This is a genomic window from Kitasatospora sp. NPDC001095 (assembly GCF_053598615.1).
The window spans coordinates 90733-105346 of the sequence record NZ_JBSFKQ010000023.1 but is presented as its reverse complement, the minus strand read 5'-3'; the positions used below and the strand labels follow the sequence as shown (position 1 = coordinate 105346).

General features: G+C 68.2%; 12 protein-coding genes and 1 pseudogene. 4 read left to right on the top strand and 9 right to left on the bottom strand.

Annotation, left to right across the window (positions count from 1 at the left end; genetic code table 11):
* Positions 1–240: 240 nt before the first annotated feature.
* Positions 241–648, bottom strand: coding sequence for a DUF3224 domain-containing protein (locus ACWDBB_RS20530; protein ID WP_449790969.1), 408 nt, complete (start codon positions 646–648; stop codon positions 241–243).
* 101 nt (positions 649–749) lie between these two features.
* Here ACWDBB_RS20530 and ACWDBB_RS20525 point away from each other — a divergent pair, with 101 nt between their 5' ends.
* On the top strand, positions 750–1721 hold the full coding sequence (locus ACWDBB_RS20525; protein WP_449790968.1) for a helix-turn-helix transcriptional regulator: 972 nt from the start codon (positions 750–752) through the stop codon (positions 1719–1721).
* Positions 1722–1946: 225 nt separating this feature from the next.
* On the opposite strand, the gene ACWDBB_RS20520 is transcribed toward ACWDBB_RS20525, so the two are convergent.
* The 4 genes from ACWDBB_RS20520 to ACWDBB_RS20505 form a co-directional block, all read right to left on the bottom strand.
* On the bottom strand, positions 1947–2405 hold the full coding sequence (locus ACWDBB_RS20520; protein WP_449790967.1) for a hypothetical protein: 459 nt from the start codon (positions 2403–2405) through the stop codon (positions 1947–1949).
* A 23-nt stretch (positions 2406–2428) separates the two neighbouring features.
* Positions 2429–7354: an RHS repeat-associated core domain-containing protein gene (locus ACWDBB_RS20515; protein WP_449790966.1), complete on the bottom strand. Its 4926-nt coding sequence runs from the start codon at positions 7352–7354 to the stop codon at positions 2429–2431.
* A 363-nt stretch (positions 7355–7717) separates the two neighbouring features.
* A complete protein-coding gene (locus tag ACWDBB_RS20510) occupies positions 7718–8020 on the bottom strand; it encodes a hypothetical protein (RefSeq protein ID WP_449790965.1) in 303 nt (100 codons plus the stop codon).
* 530 nt (positions 8021–8550) lie between these two features.
* On the bottom strand, positions 8551–9276 hold the full coding sequence (locus ACWDBB_RS20505) for a hypothetical protein (protein ID WP_449790964.1): 726 nt from the start codon (positions 9274–9276) through the stop codon (positions 8551–8553).
* A gap of 236 nt (positions 9277–9512) precedes the next feature.
* Between ACWDBB_RS20505 and ACWDBB_RS20500 the strand changes: the two are divergent.
* Together ACWDBB_RS20500 and ACWDBB_RS20495 are read left to right on the top strand one after the other, a co-directional pair.
* A pseudogene (locus tag ACWDBB_RS20500) lies at positions 9513–9773 on the top strand (aldo/keto reductase); the annotation flags it as partial.
* Between the two features lie 108 nt (positions 9774–9881).
* Positions 9882–10295, top strand: coding sequence for a hypothetical protein (locus ACWDBB_RS20495; protein ID WP_449790963.1), 414 nt, complete (start codon positions 9882–9884; stop codon positions 10293–10295).
* 147 nt (positions 10296–10442) lie between these two features.
* Here ACWDBB_RS20495 and ACWDBB_RS20490 read toward each other — a convergent pair whose 3' ends face one another.
* The 4 genes from ACWDBB_RS20490 to ACWDBB_RS20475 all read right to left on the bottom strand — a co-directional run bounded on the left by ACWDBB_RS20490 (position 10443) and on the right by ACWDBB_RS20475 (position 13395).
* Complete coding sequence (locus ACWDBB_RS20490) at positions 10443–10565, bottom strand: hypothetical protein (RefSeq protein ID WP_449790962.1); 123 nt, start codon at positions 10563–10565, stop codon at positions 10443–10445.
* A 262-nt stretch (positions 10566–10827) separates the two neighbouring features.
* Positions 10828–11730 carry an aldo/keto reductase gene (locus tag ACWDBB_RS20485; protein ID WP_449790961.1) on the bottom strand — a complete coding sequence of 301 codons (903 nt, stop codon included), beginning with the start codon at positions 11728–11730 and terminating at the stop codon, positions 10828–10830.
* 123 nt (positions 11731–11853) lie between these two features.
* Positions 11854–12612: an SDR family NAD(P)-dependent oxidoreductase gene (locus ACWDBB_RS20480; RefSeq protein ID WP_449790960.1), complete on the bottom strand. Its 759-nt coding sequence runs from the start codon at positions 12610–12612 to the stop codon at positions 11854–11856.
* Between the two features lie 48 nt (positions 12613–12660).
* Complete coding sequence (locus ACWDBB_RS20475; RefSeq protein WP_449790959.1) at positions 12661–13395, bottom strand: SDR family oxidoreductase; 735 nt, start codon at positions 13393–13395, stop codon at positions 12661–12663.
* Between the two features lie 203 nt (positions 13396–13598).
* Here ACWDBB_RS20475 and ACWDBB_RS20470 point away from each other — a divergent pair, with 203 nt between their 5' ends.
* Complete coding sequence (locus ACWDBB_RS20470) at positions 13599–14405, top strand: helix-turn-helix transcriptional regulator (protein WP_449790958.1); 807 nt, start codon at positions 13599–13601, stop codon at positions 14403–14405.
* Positions 14406–14614: the final 209 nt, after the last annotated feature.

Genomic DNA, 14614 nt, shown 5'->3' with positions numbered 1-14614 from the left:
CGACGCATCCAGAAACGACTCGGCTGGCTCAGCCCCGACGAATACGAGGCGAAGTACTACGCCGACCAGGCGACGGCCGAACCGGTGGCCGTCGACTGACCAGGTGATCAACGCCTCCCGCGCAGCGGGGGAAGCTCACCGCCCGAGTTCGAGAAGTGAAAGTGGAGTAGCAACCTGCCCGCCGGTTGCTTTCCTCGGGCTGGGGAGTCGTGTGGTCTTCAAGGCCGTCGTGGTCCGTGGTCAGCCCAGGTCGTAGTTGAAGGTGTAAGGGAAGGGCGACTCGCCGGGCTTGTAGGTGAAGCTGCCGGTTCCGTGCAGTCCGGTCAGCTCTCCGGTGCCTGTTCCCGGCACCACCTCGAAGGTGCAGTGCACGGTGCCGTCGGCGTCGAACGAGCCGCGTTCCTCGACGACGAAGGTGCCTTCGCGTCCGTCCAGGCGCCCGGCCAACACCTCCATGCCCGTGAACGTACCGGTCTTCTCAGTGACGTAGACGATGACGTACTCGCAGATCGTGCGGGCGGCCTCGATGCCGCCGGAGAAGGTGTTGGTGACGGAGGCATGGGCGAGTTTCGGGCTTGCTTCGCTCGAACCGACCGTACGTTCCTCCCAGTTGGCGTACGTGATGTTGCCGGTGGTCTGCACGGGCATGGATGTCCTCTCGATCGGCGCACGTCTCGTGCGCACGGTGTATGCCCAGCCTGGCTGCCGTACCTGACACCTCCTGTCAGGTACGCGGGACAATTGCCTCCATGCGTGCCGACCGCCTTCTCTCCCTGCTCTTGCTGCTCCAGAACCGTGGGCGGATGACCGCTACCGAGCTTGCCGCGGAGCTTGAAGTGTCGGTCCGTACGGTCTACCGGGACATCGAGGCACTCAACACTTCAGGTGTACCGGTCTGCGCCGACCGCGGGCCCGTCGGCGGATACCGCCTCATGGACGGATACCGCACGCGGCTGACCGGCCTCACCGCCGCCGAGGCCGGCGCGCTCTTCCTCGCCGGAGTACCCGGCCCGGCGCGGGATCTGGGCTTCGGGGCGGTGCTAGCGACCGCTCAGCTGAAGTTGCAGGCCGCCCTCCCGGTGGAACTGGCAGAGCGCACTCGGTGCATCCAGGACCGGTTCCACCTCGATGCACCGGCCTGGTTCCGGGACGCCGATCCGGTTCCGAATCTGATGCCGGTCGCGCAGGCGGTGTGGGAACAGCGAGTGCTGGTCGCGCACTACCGGCGTTGGCGCGGTGAGGTCCACCGGGAACTGCACCCCCTCGGCATCGTCCTCAAAAGTGGCATCTGGTATCTGGTGGCGCTTGCCGACGAGGCCGTGCGGACCTACCGGATATCACGGCTCCTGGCCGTGGACATCACGGACGAAGTCTTCGAACGACCAGCCGTATTCGATCTGGCCGCCTACTGGGAGGAGTCCTCTCGGCAGCTGGAGGACGCGCTTCACCAGGAAACCGCGCGACTGCGGATCTCTCCCCGGGCACAGCGCCTGCTGCCCATACAGTTCGGCGCGGTGGGCACGCGAGCCCTTGACAGCGCCGGGCCACCAGACCACGAAGGCTGGGTGCAGGTGGAGATGCCGGTTGAGGCACAGGCCGTTGCGGTCAGTGACCTGCTCAGACTCGGCACAGAGGCAGAGGTACTCGGCCCACCCGAACTGAGACAAGCCATCGCCAAGGCCGTAACCGTGCTCGCACACCGCTACGCGACAGCACCCTGAACTCCTCCAGCGCCGTCTCAATTGCTCTTCTCCCTGACAGGCACAACGGAGCGGTGATACGACTCCCCGCACAATGCAGCATGGGTCACGAAGTCAGACTGGAGTACTAGTGGCATGCGACTAGTTCGATTGACGCGGTCAGTCGCAAGTTCACGCGCGCGTTGCGGACTCACCGGACATCGGGAACCACCCCGGCCCAGAGGGCAGGGAAGGTACCGCAGAGCACTACTTCGCGGTGATCTCGACCTTGCTGTTGATGTGCGAATTGAGCGAGCTCTTGATGACCGCCCCGGAGTCGGTCCTGATCTCGATACCGATCGACTTGGTGGGTGGCTCTGGAGGGTAGGTACCGCAGGTCACCCCGAACTCGACCACTTGGGCTCCGGCGCCTTCCGCAGCCTGGAAGCCTGCGGATCGACCCAATCCGGAGCGTTCGCAAATACCGGGGTCAGCCCAGTAGCACCATCCACTTTCCCCGTCCCGGTGGAGCTCCGACTCGGTGACGTAGTCAATGAGCTTCGTACGCTCGATCAACACAGCGGAATCAACCGTGATCTCCTTGTTGTTTCCGTCGCGGGCCTGGACCGACACCACCACTCCGATCGGGTGACTCACTTCGATCTCCCCCTCCGACTTGCCGCTGCAAGTCACGATCGTGAGCTTCGATACGGACGTCCACGTCATAGCTGTCTCCTTGGTCGCGGGATTCACACGTGGTAGATCTTGGGCGGGCGCGACATTTTGGCGAATGCCAGGAGCTGCCTGTCGTGGCTGCTGTGGCAGAACGCCCAAACGAACGCGGTGTTGGGACGAGTCAGGATCCGCCTCAGTTTGTGATCCGTCATTTCGGCGCTGCCGAGGTCGTAGACCTTTACGCGAAGAGACGGCCCCTGATAGTGCGTCTTCACGAACTCGTCCTGTTCGAAAATGTCTCGGTCAAAGTGCTCGGCCGTTCTGATCCCATCCGGACTGCCATGGGTGCCGGACAGGACGACGACGTTCTTGCGTTCTTCCACCGCTGTTCCGACAACGTTCCTCACACCCACGGGCCCCACCGGGTCGGGGCTGGACCACACTGTGCGCCCGTTGCCGTAACGCGTGGCTTCGAAGCGGGACGGTGCGGCGTCGGGGGCGTTGGCCTCTCGCGACATCCCCGAGCCCCGCATGGGGCCCTCCGAGGCAACCACACCACGCCCGGTGTCCACTGACGAGGCCGTGCCACGTGCGGCTTCCACCGAGGAGACCGTGCCTCGTACACCAGCCTCGGCGATCTCGGGGGTGCGCCTGGCCAGTCGGGAGACGGCCCGGGCCGCGCCCGCGCCCGCTTCCCCGAGGCCGGTGCCGAGCGAGACCCATCCCAGGATCGAGGATGCCTTCGGCGAGGCTTCTTCGAGAGCACCACTGGTGATCGCGGTCACATCGGAGACGACGCCAGCGGCACCGACGACCAATGCCGTGGTCGATGTCGCACTGACCGCCGCCATGACACCGCCGGCTGCCGCGATCGACGCGCCGGCCGTCACGACCGTCAGCGCCAGCGCCGCGACGCCGAGGCCGATGCCCAGCCAGGCCTGCCAGCTCAGGTGTCCGGTCGGATCGGTGCGGTTGATCGGGTCGCCCAGGCAGTACGCGTAGGGGTTGACGCCGCCTGCGCCGAAGGGGCTCGCGCTGTCGGGCGTGGTGAAGCGCATCAGCGCGGGGTCGTACGCCCGGTAGCCGTCGCCCAGGTGCAACCAGCCCAACGCCGGATCGGCCCACTGCCCGTCATAGCCGAGGACACTGCTCGCTGCGCCTACCGGGCGGTAACCGTAGGCAGTGTAGGCGTACTCCTCGTGCTGCTGGGCCGTGGCCGCCGCCAGCACGGTCTGCTTGCCGTCGACCACGAGCAAACGGGTCTCAGGCGTGCCCCCTTCGCGGTGCTGGGCTACACAAGTCTGGCCCAGCCCGAGGAGGCGGGTGCGTTGTCCGCCCTCGGTGACGGAGGCGAGTGTCTGCTTCCGGTAGGTCAGCCGCCGGGTGGTCCCTTCGGCTTGCTGAGTAAGTAGCCGGTCCAGCGGGTCGTACCCGTAGCCGCTGCCCGGCTCGGCGGCGGTCAGGCGGCCCAGTGCGTCATAACCGAGTTTGCTTCCGGCCGCATCGACGACGAGCCTGCCGGACGCGTCGTACTGGAGTGTTCGGGCGGGATAGACCGAGTCCTGGTAGTCGATGCCGGTGAGTTGGCATGGGTCGTCCTTGGCGAAGCGGTAGTTCGCGGTGACGCTGGAGCCGGCGAGCAAGGTGCTCCGGCAGGTGGTGACGTTGCCGTACGAGTCGTAGGTGAACACCTGCTGGGTGATCGCGTTGCCGTGCTCGTCCCGCGGCAACGCGATGCCGCCACAGGTGTACTCGGCGAGCTGGTTGCGGCTGCTGTACGCGAACGTCTCCTCGCGCAGTTTCGCGCCGTCCCGGGTGAGGGTCCGCTGCTTGAGGAGGCCGTTGCCGAGCCAGGCCTGGGTGAGCGTCCAGACCACCTTCCGACTGTCGGTGACGGTACGCCGGACCTCCCGGCCGAAGTCGTCCAGAGCCAGCGTCGTGACCAGGGTGTGCCCCTGGCCATCGTCCGCCGTCCAACCGGCAATGCGGCCGGCACCGTCGTAGTCGACCGCGACCCTCATGGCCGGATCGGTGACCGTCTTGATACGGCCCCACGTGTCGCGCTCGATCGTCTGGGTGGCCTTCGGGTCGACCCAGGTGTAGCTCTGCTCCAGGCCGCCGACGGTGTAGGTCCACTGCATCGTGACCTTGTCCTGCCCCGAGGTCTGGCCGGTGTCCCTGGTCAGCCGTCCCACGGAGGAGTAGCTGCGGGCGATGGCGGCGGCCCCCTCTTGGGCACCCGTCAGCCAGCCCGTGGTCTTGTGTCGGGTGAACTGCTGGGTGGCTTCGCCCGCCGGGCCGTGAGCCTTGACCTCCGTGAGAGCGTTGCCGAGCTCGGGAACGTACTGGTAGCCGAGATCCTGCCCGTCGGGGCCCGTGGCCGAGGACGGGTGGGGGTCCCCGGGTCTGTTGTAGCCGTACGACCAGGTGCGTCCGCCGGAGGTGGCGGTGGTAAGCCGTCCCAGGCCGTCGAAGGACTGTGTGCCGTAGACGACCTTCTCGACGCCGATCTGTGTGATCAGCATGTCGGGCGAGGACGGCTCGTAGGTACGCGAGATTTGCGTGTGGTCCGGGTCCGGCAATGTGGTGAGGGTCAGCCGTCCCCGTGCGTCATATTCGTAGCTCGTCGCGCGCCCGAGCTCATCGGTCTCCTTGCGCAGCCTCCCCCAGCCATCGCGTTCGAGTGTGCGACGGCCGGCGGAGTTGCCTTGCAGGTCGAAGCGCTCCACGCGCACGGCCTCGCCCCGGAGGTTGTGGGTGGTCACTTCGGTTCCTGTCACCGGGGTGCTGCCTCCCAGCAACTGGGTTGTGGTCGTCAGTCGGACCGGGTCGGCCCGGGTCACCTCGATCGCGCCGCTGTTGTAGGAGGTCTTCTCCAGCTGGCCCCAGTCGTCGTAGGAGAGGGTCCGGGTCAGCTCGATCGGGCCGCTTTTCGCCTGGTCCAGGACCGAGACCTTCGAGGTGCGCCCCTGCTCGTCATAGGCGGTCTCCTGGACCGTGTGCCAGACTCCGTCGCCGTCCGCGTCCTTGCGTTCGCGCTTGATCGGCCGCCCGGCACCGTCGAGGGTCTCGCGGACCTGATTGCGCATCGCGTCGGTGGACGTCACGGTGAACGGGACGTCACCACTGCCGGCCGTGTACTCCCAGGAGTCTGTCGCCTCGTATTCGGTGCCCGGGTTCGCGGTGCGGCTCACCACGCGGCCCAGCTTGTCGTAGGCCATGGTCACGGTCGTGTCCTGGGCGTCGGTGGACGACCACAGGCGTCCGGTGAACCGGGAGCGCCGTTGTGTTCGGGTCACTGAGAGGTTGTCGTGGGACGTCAGCGTGTGCTTCTGGACCAGGGCCCCTGAGGAATCGACCGAGAACGCGAAGGTGTGGGTGGACGGCGAGCCACCATTGCTGTCACCCGGGTTCTCGGTGACGACCTGCTTGACGAGCCGACCGAACTCCGCAATGGCGGTGTCGTAGTTGTAGGTCTCCCGCTTGAGGAGCTTGCCATCGGCGGCCTGTGTCTCCTGCGTCTTCAGCATCGCGGTGCCCACCCGCGGATCCGCCGTGGGCGAGTACGCCTTGTACTCATACGCCGTGGTCAAGGTGGGCGCTTCGAACCCGGTGTCCGGCGCCGGCCGGCGGGTGACGGTCGTGAGCAGGCGGAAGAATCCGTCTCCGCCCTGCGGCTCGTACGCCCAGTCGGTGACAGCGCGGTCGGGCTCGGTGCGCGATGTCGGGTTGGCCCAGTCGTCGAACTCGGTCGTCGTGACCTCGGGGGGCCGGGTTCCCCCAGGGCCGGTCCAGGTGACCGTCCGCTTCCTCGGAAGCTGGAACTGGGCCGGCTGCTTGTCGAATTTCTGGCCTGTTTGCGCGTAGTACTCGGTCACCACCCGATGGGAGAAACCGTTCCGTTCCGTCTTCTCCTCGGTCAGCAGGTGGTATTGAGTGTAGGTACGGGTGATCGTCGTGACCTGGTTGTCGCAACTGCGGGACTCCGTCGACCCGTACGTGTAGTCGCTCAGGAAGTCGTCGAAGAGGTTGTCCCGATCCGGATCCCAGCTCACTTGGGAGTTCCCGCCGACGAAGTTCTTGTCGGTGTAGTCGTACTTCACCGTGATCTGCGGCTGCCCGCCCTTCGGATCCTGAACGAGCTGCGTCACGTACGGCAGCGCCGGCAGGTGGGCGGACTCCGGGAACTGGTGGCCGGTTCCGTCGTTGCGGTAGGTGGCGGTCTCGGTCATCCCGCCGGGGCAGGTCACCTTGGTGATCCACGATCCCCACTCCCCCTGCTGCCCCATGGGCTCGGTCTCGAACGTCCACACCAGTGCTTCGTCCTGGCCCGTCCCGAAGTGATGCACGCTGTCGAGTAGGCCGTTCATGAACTCCAGCTCGACCTTGTAACCCTCGGCCGGATCATCGGGCAGGAATGTCAGCGTGGTCACGGAGTCGGTGTACTCCACGGTCAGCAATGTGTCGTGGTACTCGTCCTCGATCTTCTGCAGGCGCGGTTGCGGGACGCTCAGGTCCCACGTCAGGTCCAGGCGGTGGCCGGCCGGCGTCAGGAGAGCGGTCGGCACCTTGAGGTCGGGTCCGATCCCAGGCCCCGTCAAAATCTCCACGTCACGGGACTTGTGAACGATCCGGTACCAGCCCTTGTCCTTGTCCTTGGTGACGCGGAGCGTATCGAGCTTCTTCTGCCGCAGGAAGACGTCCGTGCCGGTCTCAGGGTCGTCCACCTTGTACTGCTCACCCGTCGACAAGGTCAGCAGTCGCTCGGAGCTGTCGTAGGCGGTCAGCCCCAGCGAGACGCCCCGCCCGAACCCCACGTCGGTCCGGGTCAACGGCGAGTAGCTCAGGCTCAACGGCAGCGACGGGCCGAGGTTGCGGTTTCCGACGATATTACCCAGAGCGATCTGAATATTGAATAGGCCCGTCCGGGGATCGACGCCACCGGAGACCGCACTGGTGAAATTGGCAGCCTGCGTGAGAGGCGGAGAAATAATATCCATACCAGAGACTCCCTAGCGACACTTATTACGGCCGAGCGTGATTATTGATCCGAAACTCAAAGGCTTCTTGTCGGGCCGCTGACCTGCGGCGACGTGCCGCACGGCCGGAACCCGGAGCGTTTCGGGTCAATAGCATTTCGCCGCCGCGGCGCCGACCCACCAACAGCACCATTCGACAACGGGATGACGAGGCCGCCCCCACCCGTACGAGCCGGTCCGGCCAATTGACTCAAAACCCCAGAATCGCGCCCCTCAACGAGAGCCTCACCTCCCAGACGCCGCCCGCACCAATGTCCGGGGCGCAGCGCGGGGACACCCGTTTGCGTTCGGGAGCTCCCGCGCCGCACCTCACCGGCGCCTCGGCTACTGCGGCTTCTTCAGGATGCGCAGCTTGCTCTCGTCGTCGGGGCCGCTCATCCAGAACGCCCACCCGTTGAAGCCCGAGGGGTGGTCACCGTCGCCGTGACTCGTGGCGTTGAGGTAGCCGTTCCCTCGGACTTCATTCTTGAGGTAGATGATCGTGTCCTCCTCGACGAAGTCCCCGTGCTTTCCAGCGATCCTTCCATCCTTGGTGAAGGAGAAGACCGCCGACCCGTTTCTGATCACGAGGTTTCCGTCCGCGTCCTGACTGAGAAGCCAGTTCCCGATCTTGATGTCTTCTGACATTTCCCGTCACCCTTTCCCTTGGGGTTCGACAGCGCTTTCGGCCACACCGGCCAGCGCCCTGGGGACCACCTTATTGACATTTGTTCGAGTGCAGAGCATTTGGTCTGCGACACACGTGGAATTACTCCGACCGGCCTCGGGGACGGCTTCGTGGCCCGGGCCGCCAGGTACGGCGAGCCATCCGCCGACAAGGGCCACAGGAGGGACGATCCCCGCCGGATGTTCCTCGTCCATGAACCGACCTCGGCGGCGGGCGACGAGACAGGGCTGTCACGGCGTCACCGTGCATGTGTCGACGACATGCAACGCGGCACAAACCCATTGCCGGTTCCTGCGGGCACAGCGGAGCCGTCACGGCCTCATGCTGAGGAGGCAACCACTGGGCGGGCATCCCGACCGGGAGGCCCTGCAGACCACGAGCGCGCGGGGGGACAACCCTGGACGGCGCTGCCCGCACCCACCCAGCGCCGAGACGGGCCCATCCTTCGGCCAACGCGATCACCCCGCTCATACCTGCGCCAAAATGACGCTCAGCCAGGCAGTGCCGCGGTAGAGAGTGAAGGTACGGTTCCATGACCCGCTACAGCATCGACCCCGCACGACACGAGCTGATCGGCACCTGGGGAACGGGCGAAGGCGACCTCGCCACCCGCATCGCCGCCCTCCCCGCCGAGGTCGGCACCTCCGCGCTTCTGGGCCTGGCCCGAGCGCTCACCCAGCTGTCCGACGCCTTGTGGCGCACCTACACCCACCCGGCCAGCGCCGCCGGCTCCCTGGAGCCCAACACTGAGGGCTGGCGCCGCGAGCAAGAACGCCAAGCCTTCGGCGAGGTCGCGGGCGCGATCGCCGAGCCGAACCTCCCCAGCGGCGGCACGATGGTCGTCTCCTACAGCCGCCTGATCGAGTCCGCGAACCGCGTCGGCCGGGCCCTCCACGAACTCGACGACCCCGACCTCACCAAGGCCGTCCTCGCCGAGACCGCGACCGAGCTCGCCGCCGTGGAGAGCGCCGAACTCGGCGACCTGACCGAGCGAGCCCAGCAGGCCGTCCTCCTGTACCGTGTGGATGCCTCGCCCGTCCAGGTCGCCGCCGCAGACCGCCTCCTGGAGCAGGACCCGTTCGGTCCGGCCGAGCTCTCCTCCGCCGTCGACCCCACCGCCGCCGCCGTCGCCGCGGCCGAGGTCACAGCTGACGCCTCCGGATACGACCCCATCCAGGTCGTCCTGGAGGCCGACAACATCGAAGCCCTCCCCCACGAGACCCCAACCCTCGTGTCGAGGTCGTCGTCGATCATCTTCGGGCCCTTGCTCTGGACGTACGTGCTGTTGAGGCCGCTGCCATGGCCTTCCCGAGGTGCCCGTGCCGAGTACCGCGACCGCGGGCCTTCCCGACCCGGACGACGGGGTCCGGTTCGCTCCGCTCATCGTCACACCTCCATGCGCTCGACGGGCCGCACCCCGAGACGGCCTGCGCGCGGCCCCACGGTATCTGCGCGCGACACGGGGTGGGCGTCAAGGCAGCGGCCCTGCAGTTCTCCCTCGCTCACCCTGTCTCTGCCGCTGCCATCCCCGGCGCCACCAAACCGAGCCGGGTCGCGGAGGACCTCGCCGCTCTCGACGAGCAGATCCCGGCCGAATTCTGGCGCGACCTACGGGAAAACGGCATGGTCAGCCCGCAGGCGCCCCCCAGGGCGGCGTCGTTCAGAGGATCTGTCCGGGTTGATGCCGGTTCAGATGGCTGGGGTGGCTCATGAGCCAACCCCGTCGCTCGAACAGAGGCCACCCAGGGAAGCTATTGAACGCGTTCAAATATCCTGCGAGGATGATGCTCCTGTTGGAGCTGCCGAAGGGGTGGAGCGGCCATGGGTGCCGTGCTGAGAACCGAGAGCGCCCTGGCGTGGTTCATGCGGGCCGCCGTCCGCTATCTGTTCGCCCTCGGCTGTGTATGGAGTGCTGCGGCCGGTGGTTGCGCGCTCTGGCTGGCACATACCGGTGAGCTCTCCGGACCGGAGTTCCTGACCGGCTTCATCGACCTGGGGCTGTTCCTGTTCGGGTGGTTCGGCGTGCCGTCGCTGCTGCTGCTCCTCCTCTCCGCGCCGAAGAGGGAGAGCGAACTCCATCAGCCCGTCGTCACCGTCCTGTGGTGCGGACCGCCGATGTTCGTGCTGCTCGTCAGCGGGTGGGCGCTGATCGGCATTCTGTTCCAGATCGGCTGCGCCGCCTTCTTGCTGCCCTCACCGCGCCTGCGGATCGTCCACCGACCGGTCCGCTCCTGATGAGGAGCCCACGCCCGCCGACGGCCGAGGCAGCGCCAAACAGTGTCCTCGAGCCCCGTCGGGTTTCCGGTCGGGGTCAGGCATGCGCTGCCGAGGTGGGCGATCTTCGCTTCACTGTTCGCGGGATCAGGCTGAACGGAGGCACGATCACCCAGTCGGGGGCCTTCGCCCCTGGCCCGGCAGGGTGCCGTTGGCGATCAGGGCGAGGATGATGACGCTGACGCCCGTGGTCTTCTGCGCGTCGTTGGTGCCGGGGGCGAGCGACACCATGGAGGCCGAGCCGATCTGGCCCGTTCGGAAGCCGCGCCCGCGCGGGCGCGGACGGCTCCCCCTCAGGAGCGCCGAAGATCGCCGGCATCCGCTGAGCCGAAGTCAGGTCAGCGCGCTCCAGGGCTGTTTCGGCGGCGATCGGATGCTCCGACTCGAACTGCCGGCGGTACTCCTCCACCAGCGCGTTCTTCGTCGGGAAGTGGACGTAGGAGGTCCGGGGCGCCTGGCCGGCTCTGAAGCGCGTCCTCAGGGCTGCCGCTCCTCAGTGTTCTTCGGGGACGAGCGTCGTGATGGCTTCGACCTCTTCGGCGTCAAGCTGGATGTGTCCGGCGTCGGTGTTCTCCTGCAGGTGCCGGATGCTGGTGGTGCCGGGGATGGACAGTGTCCTGGGTCCGCGGTGCAGTTGCCAGGCGAGGGCGATCTGGCGCGGGGTGGCGTGGTGGGCGGCGGCGATCGGGGCGATCACCGCGTGGAAGAGGTCGCCTTCGCCTTCCCCGGGAAGCCCGCCCGGGTGCCAGGGCGAGAACACGATCCCGGCCTCTTCCGCCGACCGCCGTACGGCCGCGTTCTCCCGCACCGCCACGTTGTACTGCACGGTGACGGCCGCGATGTCGGTGACGGCCAGGGCCGTGCGGAGTTGGCCGGCGCTGACGTTGGACAGGCCGATGTGGCGGATGAGGCCGCTGCGCCGCATGTCCGCGAGGGTAGCGACGATGTCCTCGAAGGGGACGTCGGTCATGGCCGGCGTGTGGAGGTAGTAGAGGTCGATGTGGTCCTGGCCGAGCCTCCGTGCGCTCATGTGGGCGGCCTGCCGCAGGTAGTTGCGGTTGCCGACCGCGCCCAGGTCGGCGTAGTCGGGTCCGCCGCGCACGAAGCCGCCCTTGGTGGCGATCACCAGGTCGTCCGGGTAGGGGTGGAGGGCCTCCCGGATCAGTTCCTCGTTGGTGTGGGGTCCGTAGACGTCGGCGGTGTCGATGAGGTTCACGCCCCGCTCGACGGCGGCGCGCAGGACGCCCACGGCGCGGGCGCGGTCGGGGTAGTCGCCCCAGACCCTCGGGCCGGTCAGCCGCATCGCGCCGTAGCCGATGCGACGGACGGTGAGGTCCCCGCCGATCGTGACGGTCCCGGACCCTTGTGTCGCGGGTTCCCGTGTCGCGGTGGTCATCTCGTTCTCCTTCGGTCGCTGCGGGTGCTGGGGTCGGTTGCCCGGTCGGCGGGCGGGAGCAGCGGGCTGCTGGGGCCGGGGTCCGCCCGCCGCTGGGGAGGGAGGGAGGGAGGGAGCGTGCGGCTACGGGACGGTGTAGCCGCCGTCGACCGGGACGACCGCGCCGGTGACGAAGCTCGATCGCGTGGAGCTGAGCCAGAGGACGGCGTCGGCGATCTCCTCGGCGCGGGCGATGCGGCCCATGGGGTGCGCGGCGACGATCGACTTCATGGGCTCGGTGTCCGGGTCCATGGCCGCGATCATCGGGGTCTCGACCAGGCCGGGAGCGACGGCGTTGACGCGGATGCCGTGCGGCGCGGCCTCCAGCGCGGTGCTCCTGGTCATGGAGATCACGGCCGCCTTGGTGGCGGTGTAGCCGGAGAAGCCGGCGACGCCGACGAGACCGGCGCCGGAGGCCATGTTCACGATGACGCCGGAGCCCTGCTCGACCATGCGCTTCAGCTCGTGCTTCATCGACAGGAACGCGCCGCGTGTGTTGGTGGCGAGCATCCGGTCGAGCATGTCGGCGTCGTACTCCCAGGTGTGCTGGAACCCGCCGTCGTAGCCGGCGTTGTTGAGCGCGATGTCGAGCCGGCCGGTGCCCTCGGCCGCCGCCGCGACCGCCTGCTCCACGCTGTCCTCCCGGGTGACGTCGGCCAGGACGTACCGGGCGGTGCCGCCGATGGCCTCGGCGAGGCGCACGGTCTCCTTCAGGGCCTCCTCGGTGCGGCCTGCGACGGTCACCATCGCGCCTTCGGCCGCGAACGCCAGGGCACCGGCCCGGCCGATCCCGCTGCCTCCTCCCGTGATCAGTACGGTCTTCCCCACGAACTGCTGTGTCACGGTCCTGTGTCCCTTCCTGCGTGCCGGTATGGCGGTGGGTGGTGGGGCTCAGCCCTGGAGCGAGGCAGTGGAGCGGGCGACGAGCTCGTTGACGTCGACGCCGTCGGGCTGGTCGACCGCGTAGCTGATGGCGTCCGCGATGGCCGAGGCGTCGAGCCCGACCCCGTCGAGCGCGTCGCGGATGGCGTCCTGGTACCGGTCCGTGCCTCCGGAGTGGGTGAGCTCGGTGCGGGTGAGACCGGGGCAGACGACGGTGACGCGGATGTCCGGGGTCTCCTGGCGCAGCCCTTCGGAGACGGCGCGCACGGCGTACTTCGTCGCGGAGTACACGACGCCGGTGGGGTCGACCCGGTGGGCGGCGGTGGAGGCGACGTTGACGATCTGTCCGCGGCGGCGCTCGCGCATCGACGGCAGGACGGCCGCGATGCCGTGCAGCACACCGCGCAGGTTCACGTCGATCATCGCGTTCCACTCGTCGACGCGGAGTTCCTCGACCAGGGACAGCGGCATGACGCCGGCGTTGTTGACCAGGACGTCGAGTCGGCCGTGCCGGGCGAGGACGTCGTCGACGACGCCGCGCACGCTGTCGAGGTCGGTGACGTCCAGCTCCGCGTACTCCGCTTCGTGCCCGGCCTCCTTCAGCTCGGCCGTCAGCCGGGCGAGGCGTTCCACCCGGCGGGCGCCGAGGACGACGTGGTGGCCGGACGCGGCCAGTCGGCGGGCGGTGGCCTCGCCGATGCCGCTGGAGGCTCCGGTGATCAGGACGATCTTGGAGGTGCTCATGGCTCGTTCCCTTCGGGAGTCCGGGAGGGGTTGGTGTCTGTTGCGACACATCCAGATCACCACCCCCGCGAAGCCCGCGGCAGACGGGAACCGAACCCCCGGCACGGCGTACGGGGGGTACGGCTTACCCCCCTCAGGGCGCCCGGGGCGAAGACGCGCGGCCTGCCCCCGCCGGCCGGGCCGGTCCGCTAGTCTCGCCAGCCATGACCGACAGTGACCTGCGGAACTTCCTGCGCTCCCGCCGCGCCCGCGTCACCCCCGAGGCCGCGGGCCTGCCCCGCCCTCCCGGGGTCCGCCGCGTCCCCGGACTGCGCCGCGAGGAGGTCGCCCAGCTCGCCGGAGTGAGCGTCGACTACTACGTACGCCTCGAACGCGGCCGCAACCCGCACGCCTCCGCCGCCGTCCTGGACGCCGTGGCCCGCGCCCTGAAACTTGATCCCACCGAACGCGACCACCTCTTCGCCCTCGCCAAACCCGCTCGGCCGCGGCCCCGCCGAGCGCCCGAGGCGGTACGCCCCGGCCTGCTCCACGTCCTGGGCAACATCACCACCATCCCCGCGCTGGTCCTCGACCACCGCCTCGACGTCCTGGCCATGAACCGGCTGGCCCGCGCCTTCTACCCGACCTTCGACGAACTCCCGCCGGGCGAACGGAACATGGCCCGCTACATGTTCCTCGACCCCGCCGCCCGCGAGCTGTACGCCGACTGGGCCGAGACCGCCCGCGAGAACGTCGGCATGCTGCGCCTCCACGTCGGCCGCAACCCGCGGGACGAGCACCTCGCCCGCCTCGTCGACGACCTGACCGCCGACCCCGATTTCCACCGCCTCTGGAACGACCAGGACGTGTACCGGCCAACCTACGGCACCAAACGCTACCGCCACCCCGTCGCCGGCGAACTCACCCTCGGCTTCGAGGCGTTCACACCCGCCGGCGCCCCGCACCAGACCCTCGGCCTGTACCCCGTCGAGCCCGGATCACCCTCCGAAGTCGCACTGCGCATGCTCTGACGCGCCGTTCCGTTGCGACCACCGGATGCACGGTGCCCGAGACCCCGACCGCGGACCGGCCCACCATCCGCTCGGGGTTCGGGCACGGACCGGTCCGTTCGCTGATCGTTTCGGAATGGCTTGAGCCGTAGGGGACTTCGCCGTCCGGACGGCCACCACCCGCCTGACCGAACTCGGCTGGCCATCCACCCGCTGGTCCATCCGCAAAC